Annotated in this window: 16 protein-coding genes and 1 pseudogene; 5 read left to right on the forward strand and 12 right to left on the reverse strand. The window is 65.1% G+C overall.

Annotated features, from left to right (window positions below; all coding sequences use genetic code 11):
* Window positions 1-87 precede the first annotated feature (87 nt).
* Together DLM46_RS19265 and DLM46_RS19270 are read left to right on the forward strand one after the other, a co-directional pair.
* A complete protein-coding gene (locus tag DLM46_RS19265) occupies window positions 88-774 on the forward strand; it encodes a heavy metal response regulator transcription factor (RefSeq protein WP_064269182.1) in 687 nt (228 codons plus the stop codon).
* Complete coding sequence (locus tag DLM46_RS19270; RefSeq protein WP_115102650.1) at window positions 771-2,225, forward strand: heavy metal sensor histidine kinase; 1,455 nt, start codon at window positions 771-773, stop codon at window positions 2,223-2,225. Before DLM46_RS19265 ends, DLM46_RS19270 begins: the two co-directional genes overlap by 4 nt.
* On the opposite strand, the gene dinB is transcribed toward DLM46_RS19270, so the two are convergent.
* The 4 genes from dinB to DLM46_RS19290 form a co-directional block, all read right to left on the reverse strand.
* Window positions 2,192-3,358, reverse strand: a complete 1,167-nt coding sequence (dinB, locus tag DLM46_RS19275; protein WP_115102652.1) for a DNA polymerase IV — start codon at window positions 3,356-3,358, stop codon at window positions 2,192-2,194. The two genes, DLM46_RS19270 and dinB, sit on opposite strands and share 34 nt — an antisense overlap.
* Window positions 3,359-3,559: 201 nt before the next feature.
* The gene (locus DLM46_RS19280) at window positions 3,560-4,141 is read right to left on the reverse strand and encodes a YceI family protein (RefSeq protein ID WP_115102654.1); all 582 of its coding nucleotides are present in this window, start codon (window positions 4,139-4,141) and stop codon (window positions 3,560-3,562) included.
* 151 nt (window positions 4,142-4,292) lie between these two features.
* The gene (locus DLM46_RS19285; protein ID WP_115102656.1) at window positions 4,293-4,856 is read right to left on the reverse strand and encodes a YceI family protein; all 564 of its coding nucleotides are present in this window, start codon (window positions 4,854-4,856) and stop codon (window positions 4,293-4,295) included.
* Window positions 4,857-4,941: 85 nt separating this feature from the next.
* Entirely contained in the window at window positions 4,942-5,496 is a 555-nt protein-coding gene (locus DLM46_RS19290) for a cytochrome b (protein ID WP_115102659.1), read from the reverse strand.
* Window positions 5,497-5,869: 373 nt separating this feature from the next.
* Here DLM46_RS19290 and DLM46_RS19295 point away from each other — a divergent pair, with 373 nt between their 5' ends.
* Both DLM46_RS19295 and DLM46_RS19300 read left to right on the forward strand, forming a co-directional pair.
* The gene (locus DLM46_RS19295) at window positions 5,870-7,120 is read left to right on the forward strand and encodes an arsenic transporter (protein ID WP_115102661.1); all 1,251 of its coding nucleotides are present in this window, start codon (window positions 5,870-5,872) and stop codon (window positions 7,118-7,120) included.
* Window positions 7,121-7,183: 63 nt separating this feature from the next.
* Window positions 7,184-7,391 (forward strand): annotated as a pseudogene (locus DLM46_RS19300) (ATP-binding protein); the annotation flags it as partial.
* Here DLM46_RS19300 and DLM46_RS19305 read toward each other — a convergent pair.
* The 8 genes from DLM46_RS19305 to bcsD all read right to left on the reverse strand — a co-directional run bounded on the left by DLM46_RS19305 (window position 7,336) and on the right by bcsD (window position 21,293).
* Window positions 7,336-7,602 (reverse strand): hypothetical protein, encoded by a 267-nt coding sequence (locus DLM46_RS19305; RefSeq protein WP_115102663.1) that lies wholly within the window; start codon window positions 7,600-7,602, stop codon window positions 7,336-7,338. The pseudogene DLM46_RS19300 and the gene DLM46_RS19305 overlap by 56 nt on opposite strands.
* A gap of 333 nt (window positions 7,603-7,935) precedes the next feature.
* Window positions 7,936-12,738, reverse strand: coding sequence for a cellulose synthase subunit BcsC-related outer membrane protein (locus DLM46_RS19310; RefSeq protein WP_115102665.1), 4,803 nt, complete (start codon window positions 12,736-12,738; stop codon window positions 7,936-7,938).
* Complete coding sequence (gene bcsZ / locus DLM46_RS19315; RefSeq protein ID WP_115102667.1) at window positions 12,729-13,925, reverse strand: cellulose synthase complex periplasmic endoglucanase BcsZ; 1,197 nt, start codon at window positions 13,923-13,925, stop codon at window positions 12,729-12,731. Before bcsZ ends, DLM46_RS19310 begins: the two co-directional genes overlap by 10 nt.
* A gap of 10 nt (window positions 13,926-13,935) precedes the next feature.
* Window positions 13,936-16,539, reverse strand: coding sequence for a cellulose biosynthesis cyclic di-GMP-binding regulatory protein BcsB (gene bcsB, locus DLM46_RS19320; protein ID WP_115102669.1), 2,604 nt, complete (start codon window positions 16,537-16,539; stop codon window positions 13,936-13,938).
* Window positions 16,540-16,542: 3 nt separating this feature from the next.
* Complete coding sequence (gene bcsA, locus DLM46_RS19325) at window positions 16,543-18,747, reverse strand: UDP-forming cellulose synthase catalytic subunit (RefSeq protein WP_115102671.1); 2,205 nt, start codon at window positions 18,745-18,747, stop codon at window positions 16,543-16,545.
* Entirely contained in the window at window positions 18,744-19,532 is a 789-nt protein-coding gene (gene bcsQ, locus DLM46_RS19330; protein ID WP_115102674.1) for a cellulose biosynthesis protein BcsQ, read from the reverse strand. Before bcsQ ends, bcsA begins: the two co-directional genes overlap by 4 nt.
* Window positions 19,529-20,626, reverse strand: a complete 1,098-nt coding sequence (bcsP, locus tag DLM46_RS19335) for a cellulose biosynthesis protein BcsP (protein ID WP_115102676.1) — start codon at window positions 20,624-20,626, stop codon at window positions 19,529-19,531. The genes bcsQ and bcsP overlap by 4 nt, the downstream gene beginning before the upstream one ends.
* Before the next feature lie 211 nt (window positions 20,627-20,837).
* Window positions 20,838-21,293, reverse strand: a complete 456-nt coding sequence (bcsD, locus tag DLM46_RS19340) for a cellulose biosynthesis protein BcsD (RefSeq protein ID WP_115102678.1) — start codon at window positions 21,291-21,293, stop codon at window positions 20,838-20,840.
* Window positions 21,294-21,655: 362 nt separating this feature from the next.
* On the opposite strand from bcsD, the gene DLM46_RS19345 reads away from it, so the two are divergent.
* Complete coding sequence (locus DLM46_RS19345; RefSeq protein ID WP_115102680.1) at window positions 21,656-21,916, forward strand: hypothetical protein; 261 nt, start codon at window positions 21,656-21,658, stop codon at window positions 21,914-21,916.
* Window positions 21,917-22,106 lie beyond the last annotated feature (190 nt).

The raw sequence follows: 22,106 nt of genomic DNA on the forward strand, positions 1-22,106 counted from the left end.
GCATACAGGATGGCACCGGCGCGCAGGAAAGAGGGCGGCGAAGGGACGGCGAAGCGTTTCGTATAATGCAGACACAAGGGGACGCGCATGAAATTGCTGATCGTTGAAGACGAGCACAAGGTGGTGGACTACTTGCGCTCCGGTTTGACGGAGCAGGGCTGGGTCGTCGACGTTGCGCTCGACGGCGAGGAAGGCATGCATCTGGCGACCGAATTCGATTACGACGTGATCGTGCTCGACGTGATGCTGCCCAAACGCGACGGCTTCAGTGTGCTCAAGGCGCTGCGCATGCGCAAGTCGACGCCGGTCATCATGCTGACCGCGCGCGATCATGTGAACGACCGCGTGCGCGGCCTGCGCGAAGGCGCGGACGACTACCTCACCAAACCGTTTTCCTTTCTCGAACTGGTCGAGCGCCTGCATGCTCTCGCGCGCCGCACGCGTTCGCAGGAATCGACGCTGATCTCCGTCGGCGATCTGTTCGTCGATCTGATCGGCCGGCGGGCGACACGCGACGGCGTGCGTCTCGACCTGACCGCCAAGGAATTTCAGTTGCTCAGCGTGCTGGCGCGCCGGCAAGGCGACATCCTGTCGAAAACGGCGATCACCGAACTGGTGTGGGACGTGAATTTCGACAGCCATACGAACGTGGTCGAAACCGCGATCAAACGCTTGCGCGCCAAACTCGACGGCCCGTTTCCTTCGAAGCTGCTGCACACCGTGCGCGGCATGGGCTATGTGCTCGAAGTGCGTGAAGAGGCCGAGCAGCCATGAACCGGTCGATCGCCCGCCGCCTCGCGCTGATGTTCGCGCTCGTTGCGCTGTTCGTGTTCACGCTGGTCGGCACGGGGCTGTTTCTGGTGCTGCGCACGCAACTCGAAGGTCACCTGCGCGATTCGCTCGACGGCCGCACCGAGATTGCTCGCATCATCGTCTATCACTCGGTGACGCCGGAAAAATGGCGCATGGCGCGCGAAAAACTCACCGACATGACGCCGCGCGACGGCAGCACCGTGTATTCGGTGTCGAGCGCCGATCCGTATTTCCACTACGGCAAGCCGGTCGAGGGTCGGGTGGTGAGGAGCTGGGAGGGCGGCTATACGCGCATTTCGCCGGCCGGCGGCGGCGCGGACCTGCTTACCATTACGAAGACGATACCGGCTTACGGCCCGCGTCCGCCCGTGCAATTGCAAGTCGCCGCCAGTTGTGCGCCCAACGTGAACACCATGCGCGTGTTCGGTTTGGCGCTCGCTGCGCTGTCGGCGTTAGGCAGTCTGGCTGTGCTCCTGCTCAGTTACTCGGTGACGCGGCTCGGCCTCGCGCCGTTGACGCGCTTGACGAGGGAAGCCTCCGAGGTGAGCCCGAACAACCGCTCGCAGCGCCTGAATACCGCCTCGCTGCCGCACGAGTTGAATGACCTGGCCAATTCGTTCAACGGCGCGCTCGAACGGCTGGACGGCGCGTATGGCCGCCTCGAATCGTTCAACGCGGACGTTGCGCACGAACTGCGCACGCCGGTGACGATTCTGATCGGGCAGACCGAAGTGGCGTTGACGCGCAACCGTTCGGTCGACGATCTGCGTCACACGCTGCAATCGAATCTCGAAGAGTTCGAACGCATGCGCACGATTATCAACGACATGCTGTTCCTCGCCCGCGCCGATCAGGGCGAGCGGGCGACCGGTCTGGTCGAACTGTCGCTCGCCGCGGAAGTCGCGCATACGCTGGAGTTTCTCGAGATTCCGCTCGAGGAAGCGCGCGTGCATGCGCAATTGCACGGCGACGCGATGGCGCGCGTGAACCGCTCGCTGTTCGGCCGCGCCTGCACGAATCTGCTGATGAACGCGATCCAGCACTGCACGCCCGGCACGGCGATCACCGTGACGATCTCGCGTGAAGAGGATCGTTTGCGGGTCGCGGTGGCCAATCCCGGCGAGCCGATCGAGGCCGCGGTGCTCGAACACCTGTTCGACCGCTTCTATCGCGCCGAGGTGTCGCGCACCAATAGCCGCGAAAACCACGGGCTGGGTCTGGCGATCGTGAAGGCGATTGCGGAGATGCATCGCGGCACGGTGTCGGTGGAGAGCGCGCACGGCATCAACACGTTTGCGTTTTCGATTGCGGCGTCGCGCACGGAGAGCGACATGCCGGCGGCGCGCTCGAACGCCGGCGTGCCCGCTGAAACCGCGAGTTACTCGTCGCTGGTAAAGGGCAAATCGGCCTGAACCGGCAAGCGTTGCTTGACGGCTTGCGCATTGGCCGGCGTCAAGGCGCTCACGCGCACGCCTAGCAGCCGCAGCTTGCGGTTCAGTTCCACCCGCCTCAGACATTCGGTTGCCGCGCGCCGTATCTCAGCGGCATCCGCAGTCGGTTCGTCCAGCGTCAGATCGCGCGTGACCGTGCGGAAGTCGTCGTAACGCAGCTTGATGCCCACGGTCCGGCCCACGTAACCCTTGTGCACGAGGTCTTCCGCGACCCGCACGCACAAGCCGGTAAACGACGCGGACAACGCCGGCCGGTCGTGCCGCGGATGCAGATCGCGTTCGAAAGTCGTCTCGCGGCTCATCGACTTGGGCTCGGATTCGACCACCACCGGCCGCTCGTCGTAGCCTTGCGCGACTTGCGTGAGCCACGCCGAATAGCTGCGGCCGAAGTGGTCCTGCAGCAGCCCCAGGTCCGCGGCCGCCAGATCGCCTACGGTGGCGAGGCCGAGCGCCGTGAGCTTTTCCGCCGCCTTCGGCCCGATCCCGTTGACCTTGCGCACCGGTAGCGGCCAGACCCGCAGCGGCACGTCGGCGGGCGTCAGAATCGTTAGGCCGTCGGGTTTGTCGAGTTCGGAGCCGATCTTCGCCAGCAGCTTGTTCGGCGCCACGCAGATGGAGCAGGTGAGGCCGGTTGCCTGATAGACCGCCTGTTTGATGCGCGCGGCAATCTCGCGCGGCTCGCCGGGCAGGTCGGTGAGGTCGAGATAGATTTCGTCGATGCCGCGGTCTTCGATCCGGTCGGTAAACGTGGCGACCGCCGCTTTGAACAGACGCGAGTAGTGCCGATACGAATCGAAGTCGGTGGGCAGCAGAATCGCGTCCGGCGCGAGCAGCGCGGCTTTCATCATGCCCATCGCGGAGAACACGCCGAGCGCGCGGGCTTCATAGGTCGACGTGGTGACCACGCCGCGACCCGCGTAATCGCGCAGACGCGCGAAGCGGCGAGTGCCGTCTTCCAGCGTTTGCGGCGCGCTATTGCGGCCGCCGCCGATCACCACCGCTTTGCCGCGCAATTCCGGGTAGCGCAAAAGCTCAACCGACGCGTAGAACGCGTCCATGTCCAGGTGCGCGATGCGGCGGCTTGCAGAACTCATGAGTGGCGGAAACGGGTCACAGCAGCGGGTCACAGCAGCGGGGCAGGAACGTCAGCATGTAGCCGGTGCCGCCCCGCGTATGGCTTGCTGTGGCTTGCTGCGTCGGGCCTCCGGACGCGCTTGGAATGCTTCGCCGCGCGCCGGATGCCGAACCATCATAGTACCTTGCTCCGCCTGGGCAAGGCACCGTGCTGCTCACTGTTACTGCTTGATGCCTTCAGCCTGAATATTCAGCGTGGTCAGCATCTTGAAGCCGTAGGTCTTGCCGAAGTCGACGCCGAAGTCGTCGCGATTGAACGTCGCGGTCGATTCCGTGCCGCACACTTCGCGCTTGAGCATCGGGTTCATGATGCACTTGAACGATTCGATCTTCAGGTTGACCGGCTTGGTCACGCCATGCATGGTCAGCGTGCCGATCACTTCCACCGGCTTGTCGCCGTCGAAGCGAATCTGCGTGCCCTTGTAGGTCGCGGTCGGGAACTTCGCGGCGTCGAAGAACTTGTCCGTGACCAGTTCCGAGTCCAGCTTGTCGTTACCGATATCCATCGAGCTCATATCGATCGTCACGTCGACCGTGCCGGTCTTCGCCGCGCGATCGAGCACGACAGTGCCGCTGCTCTTCTTGAACTTGCCGCGCCAGTTCGACAGGCCGCCGAAGTGGTCGGTTTCGAAGCTCGGGTACGTGTGCGTCGGGTCGAGTTGGTACGTGTCGGCGGCGGCCATTGCGTTGAACGACATGGCTGCGGCGAGCGCGCCGGCGGCGAGCAAAAGTTGTTTCTTCAAGTTCTTCTCCAGGTAACAAAAAAGTGCAAAAAGAGGTGCCAGCTAAGGCAACTAATAAGGCAGCAAATAAGACAACAAAAGGAGCGCCAAAAGAGGCGCTAAAGGTTCAAAAGAGGCGCTAAAAAAGTGCGGGGTCGCCTCTACGCGTTAGTTACTTCTTCGCCGCGACGATGTGAAATTTGATGACGACTTCGTCGGCGACGACCGACGTGTCTTTCCATTCGCCTGTGCCGACATCGAACTGCGAGCGCTTGATCGGCAATGAGCCGTCGAAGGTCTGCGTCGCGCCCTGGCTGGCGATCGTGACCGGCACCACGACGGTTTGCGATTTACCCTTGATCGTGAGCTTGCCGGTGATCCTGTACTGATTGCCGCCGGCCGGCGCGATCGCGCTCGACACGAACGTCGCGGCCGGATAAGTCGCGCTATCGAACCATTCCTTGCCTTGCGCCTGCTTGTTGTAGTCGTCGGCGCCGAGGTCGTAGCTGCCGGTGTCGATCGACACGTTGGCGCTGCCGGCGGTGGGCTTGGCCGGATCGAAATTCAGCTGCGCCGAGAACTTTTTGAACTTGCCGTCTACCGGCACGTTCATCTGTTTGGTCGTTGCAACGACGCTGCTTTTGCTCGCGTCGACATCGGCGTGCGCGAGCCCCGCGCCGAGCAAGGACAGGGCGGCAACGCCGGCGAGAATCGAGTGAGAGAGGTTTGATTTCATAGTGGTACGCATCCTATCGAACCCGCGCGCGTTGATTGAACGCCGCTGGGAATTAGATTGCCAACATGCAGGAGCGAATCGCTCCTTACTTGAGGAGCGGAATCATGCGCGCGAGCAATCCGTCGCGATCGACGAATTGATGCTTGAGCGCCGCCAGCACATGCATGGCGACCAGCGCCAGCAGCGTGTAATTGAGCAGCACGTGAACGGTGCGCAGCGTGGCCTTGAGCGCCTGATCCGGGCCGATGAGCGTGGGCAGCGGCACGATGCCGAGATAAACGACCTGAATGCCCGCGGCGGAGCTATACAGGTAGCCGGATAGCGGAATTGCCAGCATCAGCAGGTAAAGCACGCCGTGCACGAGATGGGCCGCAGCCTTCTGCCAGGTGGGTAGGGCGGTTTGCAGCGCCGGCGCGCGGTGGGTGGCGCGCCACAATACGCGCGCGACAGCCAATACGAATACCGTGACGCCGATCCACTTGTGCCACGAGAAATACTTCAGCTTGGTCGGCGTGAAGCCGGGGATATCGGTCATGATCCAGCCGATATAGAACCCGCATACGATCAGCAGCGCGATCAGCCAGTGCAAGGCAATGGCCGGTCCGCTGTAGCGGTCGATATCCGAAGGAAGGGAATTCATCTGTCTCATGCTCGCCTGATGTGTGCCTGGTATGTGCCGCGTGGGTGTTGTGCGTATGCCGCATATCGCTGTAGCGCATGCCGCGTGCAAGGGTGCAAGTGTGGATAGTAGGTAAGACAACTAAAACTGAATAGCCGGGTGGTGGAGAACAGATTGTTGTCGTGGTGAAGCTAATGTGGCCGGAGTCAACCGGTTCGTGCCTCGTTACCGCGGCTATATGCGGGCACGGGTGCTTCGTCGGCGCGCGCCGGTCGTGCGGCTTTGGCGAACCTTTGACGGACCACCACGTCGTCGCGAGGCCCGCGCCTCACTTCGGGTATCCTGCCGGGTTCATCCTTCATTCCCACGCGTCATCCCACCTGGAATCCCGTTAGTGAGTGCCATTGTCCTGTCCTGGGGTATCGCCGCGGCCGCCACGGCCGGCGTCATCACCCGTCCTTTCAAATGGCCTGAAGCCGTCTGGGCCGTAGCCGGCGCGCTACTGCTGGTCTCGCTCAGGCTTTTGCCGGTCGACCTGGCAATCCAGGCGGTGGGAAAAGGCACCGACGTCTACCTGTTCCTGTTCGGCATGATGGTGCTGTCCGAAGTCGGCCGCCGCGAAGGCCTGTTCGACTGGGTCGCCGTGCTGGCCGTCAACCACGCGAAAGGTTCGCCAAAAAAGCTGTTCCTGCTGGTCTATCTGGTGGGGGTGGTCATCACCGCATTCCTCTCCAATGATGCCGCCGCCGTGGTTCTCACGCCCGCGGTGTTCGCCGCCGCCAGGCGAGCGAAAACGCATCCTCTGCCGCTGCTGTTCGTGTGCGCGTTCATCGCGAATGCCGCCAGCTTCGTGCTGCCGATCTCGAATCCGGCCAACCTGGTGTTGTACGGCAATCACACGCCCGCGCTCGGCATGTGGCTGATGCGCTTTACGCTGCCTTCGCTGTTGTCGATCGCCGCCACCTACGCGCTGTTGCGCTGGACCCAGCGCGAGGCGCTCGCGGGCGAGTGCGAGGCGAATCTCGAGCCGCTCGCGTTGTCGTCGAGCGGACGCGTCGCGCTCGCGGGCATCGCGGTTACCGCCATCGTCCTGCTGACGGTCTCCGCATACGATATCCCGCTCGGCCTGCCCACCGCGATACTCGGCGCGCTGACCGCCACGGTCGTGCTGATTCAGGAGCGCAAGTCGCCGCTGCCGATGATCAGGGAAATCTCGTGGAGCGTGCTGCCGCTGGTGGCCGCGTTGTTCGTGCTGGTCGAAATGCTCGATCGCACCGGCATCATCACCACGCTGGCCGGTATCGTGCAACGCGCGACGCCGCACAGCGAACTGGCAACGGCGGCGTCAGCCGGCGGCATCATCGCGATCGGCAGCAATCTGATGAACAACTTGCCGGCCGGTTTGATCGCAAGCTCGACGCTGATGCAGGCGCACAGCCCCGAGCGCGTGATCGATGCGCTGCTGATCGGCGTCGATCTGGGCCCGAATCTGTCGATTACCGGCTCGCTTGCAACAATCCTCTGGCTCAACGCGATCCGCCGCGAGGGCGAAGACGTGAGCTTCATGAAGTTTCTGAAAGTCGGCGTCGTGGTGATGCTGCCGGCCCTCGCGCTGGCGCTTGCCGCGCGGATTCTGACCGGTTGAGCGCAATCGGGCGCGGCTCGCCGTCGTGCAGATGCGGCGAGTCGGCGCCGGCACCCTGCTGTTCAGCGTGGCCGCAATGCGCGCGCACAGCGGCGGCACGGGCCTGGGACTTGCGATTGTCGAGCGGATTGCGCGGCTGCACGGCGGCAGCGTGCAGTTCTATGCGCGCGAGGCGGGCTGGCTGGAGGTGTGGGTTGTACTGCCGCTCAACTCGATCAACCCTTGTCCAGCCACGCATCCAACCCGACCCGGAACGCCACGCCCGCGATAACGGGCACGGTCATCATCAGGATGATGCCGAAATTGGGAACCGCGTCGCCATAAGCGATCGTCTGGTACAGCACGATGGTCGAAACGATGACGAACACGATCAGGCCGACGGCGATCATCAGAACATTGCGCGTCGCGATGGACAGCCGCCTGTGGTTTTGCGGGCCCTCCACAGTGCTGGCAGCGGGTTTTGTTTCGTGCTCGGCAGACATGATGATTCCCGGTGCTTGAGGTCGTGTTCGCTGCAAAGATAATTGTAGGCTAGAAGCGGGGGTTTTTTACCTTACTCGGCGCACAGCCGTCGCGCCGAGTAAGGCAAAGAAATCAGGCAAGCTCCCACGCCGCAGGCAGTCGTCCAAAGCCCGGACCCATGAACGGGTCAAACACTACTAACCCTTAAACCTCAACGACTTGCGAGCAAGGCGAGCACCTTATCCACAGTGTTGCTCACAAAAACTGGGGATAACTCAAAGGGTCCCGTACGACGCCCATGCGGCGCTCGGCGGTCGACCGAACAGCCCATCAGCCATGCTGCGAACAGCAAATCAATTCGACAGCGACAAATACGGCGAAGTAAGCGGCGTCGGCGGGAACGGCTGCAAGCCGGTTTGCTTGCTGAAGCTGTAACGCACATACACCGCGGCGAGCCACTCGCGATATTCATAGGCATTGCCGAGCGAAGCCGTCGCGCCGAATGCAAGCTGCGGCGCCAGCTGATATTCGCCCACGGCGCTCAGCGAATACGACAGGCCGGTCTTGCTCTGGCCGGGATACACCTGGTCGGTCACGACACTGGTGCCGATAGACTTCGCATTCGACGCGGCATCGGCCTGGCGGGTGCTACCGTCGTTGAGCGGGAAGTAATTCGATGCGTCCTGACGATAGTGCTGCACGCCGATCGAGCCTTTCACATCATAGGTAAATGGGCCGTTGCGGCCGGTCCACTCAACCGGCAGATTCAGGATCACATACTGTTGCGGGCTGAAATAGCCGCCCTGACCATAGGTGAAGTACGACAGATTCTTGTTGTAATGCATCAGTGTCGTGTTCAGCCCGACCGTGAGCGTCTGATCGGCGTCCTTCAACACGCGCGTGTAGACCCCGCCGCCGCCTTTGACGGCGTTATTGGTCACCACGTTGTGACCCGTGAACAGCTGGAAGGAGGCGTTCGTGTACAGGCCGCTCGTGCCGTCGTCCCATGCAAGGCTGCCGCGGCCGCCGTTGGAGGTGACGCCACCCCATTCGAGACCGGAGGCCGCGTCGTGCGCGCCGGCATAGGACAGCAAACTGTCGGTGACGGCGCGGCGTGCGATGGCCAGCGAATACGACACCTTGTCGGTGATGCCGCCGTTGTACTGCGCGCCGCCCACCACGTTCACTTCGCGAAAGCCGAGCGGCGTTACGCCGACGTCGCCGTCGATATTGCGGCTTTCATAGCCGAGCGACAGGCCCACGCCGCTCGAAGTCTGGCTGCCGTAGTTGTTCGTTCCGGCCTGCGCCGCCGATTTGGACGCGCTGGTGGACAATCCCGCGCCGAAACGCGCGAGCGTCGAGACGCTGCCCGCGGCCGTGCCGGCATCGAGCGTCACCGGCGTCGCCGTCACGACGATATGACCGTTGCCCGCCTTGATGCGCCCCTCGACCGGCGCTTCGATGTCGGTGAGCGTCGACAGTCCGTCTTCGCCGCTGCGGTTGCGGAACACGATCCCGCCCGACACCGTGCTCGCCTGCTCGCGATTGATCTGCGCCAGTTCTTCGGCGACGCCGAGCGTTTGCGTATCCGCTGCGCGCGCGTTCCCGGCATTCGACGACGCGTAGTTGCTGCCGTTGCCGGTGCCGTTTACACCGGGCTGCTGCGGGTAATACGGCTGCGCGTAACCGGTCGGCGGTTGTGGAATGTATAACTGTTGCTGAGCGTAGTAGCCCTGATTGGTATTCGGCTGCTGCTGCGAATACGGCTGATAAGGCTGCTGCCCGTAGGCCTGCTGCTGCGGCGGGTACGGTTGATAAGGCTGCTGCCCATAGGCCTGCTGCTGCGGATAAGCCTGCTGACCGTAGTACGGCTGTTGCTGCTGCGCGTAGGCCTGTTGCTGCCCATACGGCGCTTGCGCGTAAGTCTGCTCGTTGCGGTTCTTGTTCGACGCGCTTTGCTTCTTGCTGGTCGAACGAGTGGTGCTCGCCGTCGAGCCGGTATAACGCGGCTGTTGCGTCGCCCCGGCGTTGGCCTGCGCTGCGCGCGCGGCCGGCGACATCGGCCAGGGCGTCGCCGTGTAGCCGTCCGGTGCCTGCTGCGGATACGGCGCCGCGGCCTGCTGCGGATAAGCTGCGTTGTACTGCTGTTGCGGCGCTGGTTGCATCGGCTGCATCGGCGCCTGCGCCTGACCCTGATCCGGATAAGGCTGCAACGGCGCGCCCGACTGGCTCGACCCGTAGGTCTCCTCGCCGTAGCCGCCCGAGTCGACGCCCGGACGGGGCGCGTTATAAGGCACAGCGGTGGGCGTGGCATTCGGCGCATACGGCTGCGCGGGCGCCGTGGACGGTGCAACAGAAGGCGCACCATAAGGCGCAACATACGGCGCGGGCTGCGAGGGCGGCGGATAGTTCGGCACGGTCTGCGTCGGCAAGGAGGACTGCGAATACGGGAGCGAAGCACGCGCGGCATTGAAGCCGCTGCCCGCTAGCGCGGCGTTGTCGGCATCGGTTGGCGTGATGGTGGCGGTTTTGCCTTCGAACGGATTGGTGCCCGGCAGCGGCGTCGCGCCGAGCCGTGCCGTTGCGGCTTCCCACCCGCGCGGCACGTTGCCCGGCGCGTTGGCGCCCGTGCGCCCGGCGTTGTTCATCAGCGGCGTGTTGGCGGCGATCAGCGCCCGTTGCAGATAAGTCGACGCGAGCGACAGCTTGCCTTGCGCGCGGTACATGCGGCCGACCGTAGCCAGCACACCCGGATCGCCGGGCGCGGCAGCGAGAGCCTGCTTCGCGAGCGATTCGGCGTAGCTGAACTGTTTCGCGCCGACCGCGGCGGGGATCGTCGCTTGCAGCAGATTCAGGTCGTCGGGCCGGCGCTGGAGCGCGACGCGATAGCTCGCGAGCGCGTTGCGGTCGTCGCCGGCGCTCGAATAGAGGCGGCCCAGCGCGGCTTGCAGATCGGGATTGTCGGGCATCGCCGCGAGCCACGGCGCGATCACGTCGTAAGCGCTGGCGAGATCGCCGCGCTGACGCACCACATCGCATTGCTTGACGACGATCCCCAGATTCAGATTGTCGAAATCCGTACGTTGCCGCGGCGTCAGTTGCATCGACGCGAGCCGGCGCATCACCATGCCGAGTTCGGCGTCCTGCCGCGTGGCGGACAGAATGCCGGCGTATTGCAGCAGCAAATCCGGGTTGCCGGGCGCGGCGTTCATCGCGCCGCGCACGAGGCTCAATGCACGGTTCGGGTCGCCCGCCTGCTGATAGCCGGTGGCGAGCACGCCGATCAGTTCGGGGCTGTTGCCGGCGACGGGTTCGGCGGCATGCAGCGTCGCGAGCGCCTGTTGACGCTGCCCGTTGCGCGCCGTCCGCGTGGCGATGTCGGCCTGCAGATGCACCCACAAACGGTGCTGCAAGGTGGTCATCGCGTCGGTGCGCTGCGCGGCCGGAATCCGTTCGAGTTGCGCGAGACCCGCTGCCCAGTCCTGCGTTTCCGCCGACAGCAGCGCGCTCGCATACAGCGCGTCGGTCATGTCCGGATGCGCGGCGAGCAAGCCATCCATCATGCTGCGCGCGTTCGCGACCGCGCCCTGGCGCACGTAGATGCGCGCGAGGTCCAGACGCAGCCAGGGATCGTCGGGCGTATTGAGCAGCGCGTCTTCGAACAGGCTGCGCGCCGCGCCCAGATCGCCGCGCGCTTCGGCGGCGCGCGCCTGCGCGGCCTGCGCTTCGCCGCGCAGACGGTTGATGCCGCCGGCCTTCGACTGCTGTGCCGTGTTCAACTGATTGGCGAATTGCAGCGCTTCGTCGCCGCGCCCCTGGGCGGCGAGCGCGCCGACGAGGCCGCGAATCGCGTCGGGATTGTCGGCCTGGCGGCGCAACGCCATCCGGTACGCCTGCTCCGCGCCGGCGGGATCATGGTTCGCGAGCAGCATCTCGCCGAGCAGCACCTGCGCGGTGACGTCGGACGGATTCAGCGCGATCGCGCGTTCGAACAGCGACTTCGCCTTCGCGAATTCGCCGTTGCTGCGTGCGCCGATCGCGTCGCTGGTGTAGGTCCAGTAGGTCGCGCTATCGAGCGCGGTTTTCCAGCGCGCCGGATTGCCGCTGCGCGAGGCGCGCTCCAGATCGTTGCGGGCCTCGGCGAAGTGCTCCTGCTTCAACGCGGCGATGCCCATGCCGCCGAGCGCGTCGGTGTCGTTCGGACTGTTCGCCAGCACCGACGAAAACTTCGCGCGCGCCGTGCCGAGGTCGCCGCGATCGAGCGCGGCGAAACCATCGGCGATGGTGCGCCCGCGCGCATCGACGTTAGCGTTTTCCTGCGCGCGCTCGTGTGCCGCCTTGTCCTGCTGGACCATCGAATCGAAGCGCGCCTTGACCGCGGCGTCGTCGCTCGCGACTTGCAGATACGCCTGATACAGCGCGGCATCGGACGGCCGCGCGTCGAGCCACAGCAGCGCCTGGCGCCAGCTTTTCTGCGCCGCCGCGCCGAGCGTGCTGTCGGTGCTGAGCTTTTGCAGCCGCGCGATGCCGTCGCGGCGCGTGACGTCGCGATAGGTCAGATGCTGCGCATAGGCGAGCGCGTAACGCGGGTCGTCGGGATTGTCGCGCGCCAGTTGTTCGAGACCGCGGCGTGCCTGATCCCAGCCTTGCGGCGTGGCCGAGAGCGCCTGGTAGTACTCGAGCTGAAGCGCCGGCGTGGCCGGTTTGCCGCTCAGGGCGCGCTGATATTCCTCTACCGCGCTCGCGCTCTGGCCGCTTTGCGCGAGCCGCCGTGCATCGTTGACAGTTTGGTCGCGCAGACTCGATTCGCCGAGGCGCCGGCCCAGTTCGTCCAGATTCGGATAGTTCGGCGCGACCGCTTTCAGACGTGCCAGATACTGCTGCGCGCCCGCGCCGTCCTTGCGGTCGGCGAGCACCATGCCCATGCCGAAGAGCGCATCGGGCTGCTTCGGATCGATACGCAGCACCTTGAGCCAGGCCTGCTCGGCGAGGTCGCCGCGCTGATGCGATTGCCAGTACTTGCCCTGATCGATCAGCACGTTCAGCGGATCTTTGGATGCCTGCGCCAACGCGGCAGGCGAGACCGTCGCGACATGGCAGACGGCCGTGAGACTCAGCGCGAAGCGCAATGACAACGCAAGGGCGCTCAATCGCATGCAGTTCTCCAGCTCGGCACGAGACGGCCGGTTTCGTCGAAACGATAGCGGCCGTCGATGAATCCGGTGCCGAACAAGCCCAGCACACGATCGTAATAGACAGGGTCGCGGCCCGGCACAGTGGCGTCGAGCGCAGCCAGATGGGTGCGCGCGAGACCGAGGCCGTGCTCGTCGCCGAGCGCCTTGAAGTACGGCGCGAGCGCGCCCCAGTAGCTCAACGGTCCTTCGCCGCTCGCCGTCCCGGTGGTCGACGAGACCTTCTCGGGCGGAATGCCGGTTTGCTCGATTTTCGCGCGCATGCCCCCGAGCGCCGCGAGCCAGGGTTTCGCGAGCGGATCGGCGGGCGACGCGAGACCGGCCCACAGATAAATGCGGATCGCGTCGTAGCTGCCGGTGTCGCCGTTCTTCGGATCGACCACGAACTGGCCGTTTTGCCACGCCGCCCAATCGGGTGCGAAACCTTGCGGCGAGGTGGTCCTGACGAGCCTGTACGCGCTGTCCGCGAGCTTGCTCCACGGGCCGTTCGGCACCTCCCGGGCCAGCGCGCGCAGCACCGGCAGCGGCAGGTAGCTCGGATTCAAACGCGTCACGTTGCCGTTCCTGAAGCCCTGCGGCCCAGGCAACAGCATTGGGCCGACGCCCGGCAGTTGCGTCATTTCCTGGCGCGCGATCTGCGCGGCCAGCGCCTGACCGAGTTGCGTATAACCGGCCTCGTGCCACAGGCGGCCAGCTTGCAGCAGGTTGTAGGCGATCCACAGGTCGGAGTCGGACGCGGAATTCGGATCGAGCACGCCGTACGAGCCGTCCGGCTTCTTACCCCATTGCCATGACGGCAGCCGTACGTTCTGTGCGTCGAACTGATTGCCCGCGAGATTGGTGCGGGTCCAGTTCAGCAAGCGGTCGAAGGTGGCGCGGTCGTTCGCGACCAGCGCGAAGAACATCGCGTACGACTGGCCTTCCGAGGTGGTCTGCTGAGCCGGCGTCGAGTAATCGATCACGCGGCCATCGGCCTGCACGAAACGCTCGACGAAAGTGCGGTACGCGCTCCAGTCGCCGCATGCGCCGGGCGCGGCCGTGGTCTGCGCGACCTTCACGATGCTGGCGAAACCCGTGGACGCAGCAAGGCCGAGGCCGATGCCGAGGCCCACGGTCAGCGCCACCCATGTCGTATTGATTCGAACCTGCATGACAGTCCTATTAGTCTTTCAGGCGGCGCGCGGCGATCGAGCGCAGCGTCCGGTAGAACAGGCCGGCGATGACCAGCGCGGCGAGCACGCCGCCCAGCATCAGCAGCAGCGGATGCGACGACAGCGCCCAGCGCAGATACTCCTGCGGCGACAGGTGGCCGACATAGTACGCCTCGCCGTTCGACGTGATCGTCACGGTGCGGCCGTGAATCACGGCCATGGCGCCTTGAATCTGCGGCAGCACGTCGGCGTCGAGCAGGGCGGCGGAGAGATCGGCGTCCGACTGGCCGGCTGCGCTCACCAGCGCAACGGCGCTGCGGTTCTTCTGCAACGGCGACTCGAAGCCGGTCAGAAGCGCGTCGCCGTTCGAACTCACCAGCGTCAGATCGGCGCGCGCCGGCGAGCGTTCGACGCCGCGTTCGCCATGCCACCAGTCTTCGAGCTTGAAGACGATATCGGACAGCTGGAAAGTGCGCGCATTGCCGTCGCTCGAGAACGGCATCGACTTGGCCCAGCGTTGCAGCAGCGGCTGACGGCCGGGCGCGCCGAGAATCAGCAGGTCCTTGCTGGCGAACCGGTCGACGTCGTTCGAGGTGCCGACGCTCACGCCGGTCACCGGATAGCCGGTCGATGCGCCCATCCGGCCCATCGCCAGCAGGTACAGGCTGTAGTCGCTCGACGTGGCGTCGTTCGGCAGGATCACCGCGGTTTCGGAGAGGTCGGCCATCCGCGTGAACGGGAAGCCCGTGTTGGCGAACGCCGCCAGATCGGGCAGGGCCATGTAGTGCGGGAACGACGACAGGTCGATGGTCGAATTCGGATCGATCGCGCCGACCACGTTTTCCAGCAGGGCGCCGTGGCATTCGCCGGTATTCGGAATGTCGTAGAAGAAATGCAGGCGCACCTGCGCGCGCGGCGTCAGCAGCAGCGGCGGGATATGGACGGTGTGGCGCGCTTCGGCGGTTTTGTCGGGCAACACGCTGGCGAAGTAACGGCTCAGCTCGAACACCGAGGCCGACTCCGCCGGAATCGGCAGCGCCTGCACGAAGCCGTTGTTGACGCTGATGTTCAGCGACGAACGGTCCCGCAGCGGGCGCACGGTGTAGCGGTAGCGTAGATCGATCGGCGCGCCTTTGGTGTGCCACATGAACAAATCGGGCGGCACGCGCAGATTCACGCGCACGGCGTCGGCGTCGTAGCCCGAGACGGTCAGATCGCGCGCGTCGGCGAGTTCGCCGAACCGTACCGGGCGATGGGTCGGCAGCCAGTTCGGCGCGTCGTACGGCACGCGCGGCGCGAGCTCGGTCAATTGCGTGATCGTCGCGCTCGGACCGGTCAGCGTGTTCTGGCCGATGCCGAGCGCCCTGGCGGCGGTTTTCAGTTCGGCCTCGGTGCGGCCGAGCACGAGCAGCAGCTTGCCGCGCGCCGGCGCTTCGCGATCCACCACGGCGATCGTCGGCCCGGAGATCGCCGGAATCGTCACGCCTGCCGGGCGTTGATCGGACGTGGCGAACACCACCGCGTTGCCGGAGAGCGGCGCGCTATCCAGTTGCGTCGGAAACACCGCGCCGCGGTAACCGGCGAGCGCGCCGAACCACGAAGCCACGATGCCGCCCGCTTCGAGCGTGGCCGCGCCGGGCTGTCGCGGAAACACGAACGGCAACTCCAGGCGCCGCACGTCGCGGCGGTCGAAGAACGGCTGCGGCAGCGCCGCGAGGTCAGGCTTGCTGGCGAGCGACGCATAGGTCAGATCGAGCGAACTCGCATTGCTGACGGTGGCCCACAGTGACGAGTTCGCCGGGTCTTCGCAGCTCTGCGTGTAATGGCCGATCAACTGCACGTTCAGGTGATTGAATTCGCCGATGAAGCGCGGATCGATCGACACTTCGCGCGCCACCAGCATGCCGGCCTGTTCGTGCGGCACCGGCAGGGTCGCGGCGACTTCACCGTTCAGCAGCACCTTCAGCTGCGAGATATTCGGGAGCAGCGCAGGCGAATAGCTATAGACCAGATGCAGGACCGCACCGGTCACCACTTCGTCGCTGCGCACGGAAAACGCGACGCCGTTCTGGCCGTCGGTGCCGCGCAGCTGCAGTGGATCGAGCGCGCCGAGGTCGGTAAAGGTGAGCGTCTGACGGCGGCCGCCCGGCACCAGCGTGCCCGGCTCGGCGGTGGTCGGCGTCCTGATGCCCAGCGCCTTCACCGACGACGCGGCGAGTGCCGGCGTGGGTGTCGCCAATGGCGCTTGCGCGATCGTGTTCGGATCGAACGGCACGGCGGGGCCCGGCGCGCGCACGCTGCCGACCCCGGTGGCGACCGTCGCGGCGCCGGTATGAGCGGCCGGCGCCGCAGCGCCTGCGGTGCCGGTGCTTGTGCCAGTGTTTGTGCCGGTGTTTGTTCCTGTCTCTGCGCCTGCGCGGCTCGATGCCGCCGCCACGGCTTCAGCCGCCGACGCCAGCGGCGCCGTCAACGCGGTCTGCAGGGCGAGCCAGCACGCAAGACCGCGCATCAGACGTTGCGAGCGGATGTGTCCAGACCGGCACGTTTCCGATTTCATCCCACTGCGCCCGTGGTTCGAGCGTTCGAGGTTTCCCTTCGCCATCCAGTTGCCCATAGATCAGTCTTTGGTTTTTAGCTTCTTGACGTCCACTGGACGGCTTTTCATCGAGCTTCGAAGGTCGGCATAAAGATGTTCGAACAGACCCAGGATGCCGCGCGCGCCGACCGCCAGCACATGCGACAGACCGCGCAGCGGCGTGTCCTGCTGGCGTCCTTCGGCCCAGCCGGTCCATGCATCGGCGCGGGCGAACGTGGTCTTGACGAACTCGTATTCCTGTTGGCGCGTCAGTGCGGAAAAGCGCAGGCCGACGCGGCCCGGCTCCGTGAAGCCGACCGTGGCGGGGAACGTATATTCCTCGTCGCCGCGAAACAGCGACACGGTCACGCGTTCGTGCATCGGCACTTCGATCTTGCCCGGCAGCGCCACGCCGACGCCGCCTTCCGAGTAGTCGATGGTTTCGCAGGCGAGCGTGCGGCCGGTCGAAAACTTCAGCATCACCGGCATCTGCATCGCCACGCGGTGCACCGCGCGAATCTGCCGGCGCTCGCTGGCGGCGGCCACGCTCGCGCCGAGGATCAGCATGTTGTAGGTGGTCCAGCCGAGGTTCAGCAGGGTGGTCTGCACCACGCTGCGCTCGTTCCAGTTCAGACCGATATGCGCGATGCCGACGCAAAAGCCGATCAGGTTGAGCAGCAGCAGGAACAGATACGGCCGCGAGATCGCCCAGTCGAAGTAGTTCTTCTCGATCTGGCCGCCCTTGGCCGTCACGTTGAACTTGCCGAGCTTCGGGTTGATCAGCGCGAGCAGAGTCGGCGCGGTGATGTACGAGGCAAGCACCGATTCGTAAACTTCGGCCCAGAACGAATGGCGGAACGCGCGCTGCATCCGCGAATTGGTAATGCTCGAGTGCATCATGTGCGGCAGCGCGTAGATCGCGATCGTGCTGGCGGCGGCTTCGATCACGTGCGCGCCGAAGAACAGATACGACAGCGGCGCGGTGAGGAACACCAGACGCGGGATGCCGTAGAAGAAGTGCATCATCGCGTTCAGATAACAGAGCCGCTGGCCGATTTTCAGACCCTTGCCGGTCAGCGGATTGTCGATCCGGAAGATCTGCGTCATGCCGCGCGCCCAGCGAATCCGCTGGCCGATGTGGCCCGACAGGCTTTCGGTCGCGAGCCCCGCCGCTTGCGGAATCGCCAGATACGCGGTGGTATAGCCGAGACGATGCAGCTTCAAGGCGGTGTGCGCGTCTTCGGTGACGGTTTCCACCGCGATGCCGCCGATTTCTTCCACCATGGTCCGGCGCAACAATGCGCACGAGCCGCAGAAGAAGGTGGCGTTCCACAGATCGTTGCCGTCCTGCACGAGACCGTAGAACAGTTCGCCTTCGTTCGGCACCTTGCGGAAGGTGCCGAGATTGCGCTCGAACGGATCGGCGGAAAAGAAGTGGTGCGGCGTTTGCAGCATCGACAGCAGTTTGTCGCGCAGGAACCAGCCGAGGCCGATCTGCAGGAACGAGCGGGTCGGAATGTGATCGCAGTCGAAGATCGCGAGGTACTCGCCCCGGGTGATCTGCAACGCTTCGTTGATATTGCCGGCTTTCGCGTGGCGGTTGTGCGTGCGGATCGTCCAGTTGACGCCGACTTCCTCGCAGAACGCCTTGAACTCGGGGCGGCGGCCGTCGTCGAGCACGTGGATCGCGATCTTGTCGGCCGGGTAGTCGAGCGCGAGCGCGGCGAAGATGGTCGGCTTCACCACCGCGAGCGGTTCGTTGTAGGTCGGAATGAACACGTCGACGGTCGGCCAGGCGTCGCGTGAAGCGGGCAGCGGCATCGGCGTGCGCTTGAGCGGCCACGCGGTCTGGAAGTAGCCGAGCATCAGCACGAGGGTCGAATACACTTCCGCCGACACCAGCAGCAAACCCCATGCGGCGTCGAGCGGATGCTCCCAATAAGTGGTCGAGGTCAGGCGCCAGTACATATAGCGGCCGGACGTCACCACCGACAGCATGATCATCACCATCGTCGCGTAGCGGCCCGGCAGGCGGCGGAACAGCAGCGCGCAGACGAAGCAGCAGGTCGCGAACGTCAACTGCTGATAGAACGCGAGCGGCACGGTGAACACGAAGTACAGCGTCACCACGGCGAACAGCGTGACGATGCCGGTCACGATCCGGCTGTTCCAGAAGCGCGCGTCGACGAAGCGTTCGAATCGCGACGGCTCGGCCGTGTCGGTGCGCGGTGCGCTTTGCGTGCTCATGCGACGTTCCTCGGCGAGACAGCAATTGCGTCGACCGCGGCCATCAGCCAGTTGCCGCACGCGCGGAAATCGGCGGCGGCCTGGCTGAGCGGATCGTAGTGGATCAGCGTAGTGTCGCAGGCGAGCGCCTCGCTCACGCCTTCGTCCAGATGGATCACACCAGGGAACAGCTTGCCGCCGAGCATCTGGCGCAAGACCTTGAGGACGTCTTTGGTCAGCTGGCGCGACTGGTCGATCTGATTGACCACGTAGCCAACGCCGCCGAACTCGGCGCGCGGCGCGGCATACGCCTCGATCATCCGCTCCATCAGCGGGATCGCCGCGTAAGAGGCGGCGTCGGCCAGCACCGTGTTCAGCGCGAAGGTGGCCGAGCACAACGCGGCGCGCACATACGCGGACGATCCCGGCGGCGTGTCGATGATGACGACGTCGGACGCGTCGAGCCGCAGCGTTTGCAACGCGTGCGCGAGCCAGCGCGGCTCCTGGTCGATATAGGCCTCGAAGCGGCGGCGGTCGTCTTCGAGCACCGCGCCGTAGGGCAGCACGGTCACGCCGTCGACGCCGTCGAACATCACGGATTGCCACGGATCGCCCGTCAGCGTCGCGCGCGACAAACCGTCGATGCTGTCGAGCGGCACGCCGAAATGCAGGCGCAGCGCGTTTTGCGGATCGAGATCGAGTGCGATCACACGCCGGCCGCTATTGGCGAGAACGGAAGCGAGATTGGCGGCAAGGGTGGTTTTGCCGACCCCGCCTTTAGCGGACACCACCGCAACGACTTTCATGAGTGGCGCGGGCCGTTGACCAGCCACGAGTTGGAGGCGGCGGGCGCGGCCGGGTGTGCGGCGCTGGCCGGCGCGGGGGCCGGCACGCCAGCCGGTTGAGCGGCGCCGCCGCGCAGACGGTCGAAGACCGATCGCAAGGGCGCGGACCCGGCCGCCGCTGCCTGCGCTTGCAGCGCTGCGGGCCCGGGTTCAGGCGCGAACAGCTTGCCGAGGATCGAAGCGGGTTTTGCGGCAGAGGCGGCGGGTGCCGGAAGCGGCGCTCGTGCCCACCAACTCGGCGCAGGTGCGGACCCCGGCGCGGCCGGAGTGCGGGTTCGCGGCGGCATGGCCGGCATGCCGGCTTGCGGCGGCATCGCGGGGGGCGCCGGCGCGATGACCGGCATCGCAGGCATCGCCGGCGCGCGGAATTGGACGGCGGGCGGCACTCTGGTCAGAGGCGCGGCAGGCGGAATGGGCGGAATCGATGCGGCTGTAGCAACGTGACCCGGCGCGATGGCGGCGGATCCAACCTGGGCGGGCGCGATGGCGGCAGATGCAACCCGGGCCGGCGGAGCGGCGGCAGGCGCAGCCTGGACCGGCGCAACGGCGACCGACGTAACTTGATCCGCCGTAACGGCGGCGGGCGCGGCTGTATCGGCAACCGGTCCTCGTGCGGACTGCGCCGCCGCCGCGTCGATCCGGGCCGCGGCAGGTTCGGCCTGTGCCGAGCCGCCGTCTTTCGTTTCCAGCACACCGAAGCGCGCGGCGCCGCGCGGACCGGCAGGCTGCACCACTGCGGCAACCGGCGGAATGTCGCGCCGATGCGGCCGGGTGAACAGCGGCGCTCGCGCGCGCGTAACCGAGGCGGTGTCCTTGGGTGCCGTGTCCTGACGATCCGCGGCCTGCTGCGACGCGTCGTCTGCCGGAGCTTGGGCGGCGACCCCACGGCGCGGCCCGATCGCCGGAATCTCCGGCTGCGTCAGGTCCAGCGTCACCAGCAGCGGCCAACGCGTGCGCGCCGAGCGCGCTTCGTTTTCGCGGCCGATTTCCTGGTATGCGCCGGCGTCGCCGCCGAAATGATTGAATAGCTTTTCGATGTCGCTCGAAGAACTCATAGTGCCGCCGTCTTGTTCATGACTTGCCTTACCCCCATCCTTACCTTTACTCGCGGCGCAAAAACGCTGGCCCTGCTATTTCACGCGCACCGGTCTGGCGCGTCATATCTACTGCCTGTTATCGGCTCGGTATCTGTCCGCTGCCTGCCCGCTATTGGCCCGCTATTTGTCCGTCACGTGCCGCTACCTGCCTGACGCCTTCAGGTCGCGCTCAAGCAGGATGCCGGCCGAGCCGGAATTCGATCGCGGTGTCCTCGCCATACTCGCTGGTCTGCGCGACCGACAGGCCTTGTGCGCCCAACGCGCTCAACCACGTCTGATAGACACCCTGGAGAAATGCGGGTGTCCATGCCAGCGCCGCGTCGCCGAAGGTCCGCAACGGCGCGCAGTAATGGACGATGCGCAGACACTCGGCCTCGTCGGATACTTCGACGTAGCCCCAATCCATTTCATGCCAATACAGGTTCAAAGTCTGCGCGAGTTCGGCGGTGGATTCGCAGGCAGGCAATTGATGCGCCGCCGCAAACCGGCCACCGACGCGGTACATCAGTTGGCGCAATTCATCGTGGCCGATCTGCGTTTCGAACTCGTGAGCCAGTGCGGTCAGCATGCCTCGCCACTGCGGCGAGATTTGACGTTCCAGCAGGTAGTCGAGAATTGGGACCATATATTCCGGGAAATGGCCGTCGCTTCAAACCGTGTAGAACGGGCGCCGACGGCCGCATGCCAATGAAAGTGTTACGAGAAAGGGCACGCATTGCACGCGTCCACGGTTACTTTTTGCCGAATCCGTTCAGGCTGTCCCGACATAGGTCGGTGCAGTCTACTTAAGACATTAACTTTTAGCCACATTCCATTCGTCAGTTTATACACGCACAAGATGAAACTGAAGCCATGTGCAATGGGGATTCTTGCGGCGTGAATGGCTTTCACCGGCGACCCGCCGGATGCGCCGTTTGAAATGCCTGCGTCAAAGCCGCGATAAGGGCACGTGTCAGCGAAAGTTTCCAGCGTTCGGCCGCATTGTAAATGCAACACTTTGCGTTTTTGCCTGAATGCAATGCGTTGCTGGTCCTGGAAAGTCGCTTACCGGACCTTGCCCATGCGTGCGCACCGATCCTTTGTATGTCGGCCTTCAGCACCCGAAACTTGAGGGTCGGCGATGTGTTCGGGCGGCTGGACGCCGAGGCGTTCGGCGTGCTGTGCCCGGCGACTACCGCCGCGCTGCATGCGGTCAGGGCGGCGGGCCGCGATCGCATGATGGCGGCAGAGCGGGGCGGCACCCGATGAAAGGTGCCGTGCCGCGCTGTGGCGCAACGGAGGTTGCGGTGTCGTGCAGCAGTCGTTCCGGGCATCGGCAAACGTTTGCCGGCGCTGTATGTGTGTGAAGTCTTCCGGTGGGGGCGATAAAAGCCGAGCCGCGGCGCATGTCTATTTGCGTGGAAGGGATAAATATTTGTCTGACGTTTGCCGTTATACA

The organism is Paraburkholderia lacunae, assembly GCF_003353175.1.
GTDB lineage: Bacteria > Pseudomonadota > Gammaproteobacteria > Burkholderiales > Burkholderiaceae > Paraburkholderia > Paraburkholderia lacunae.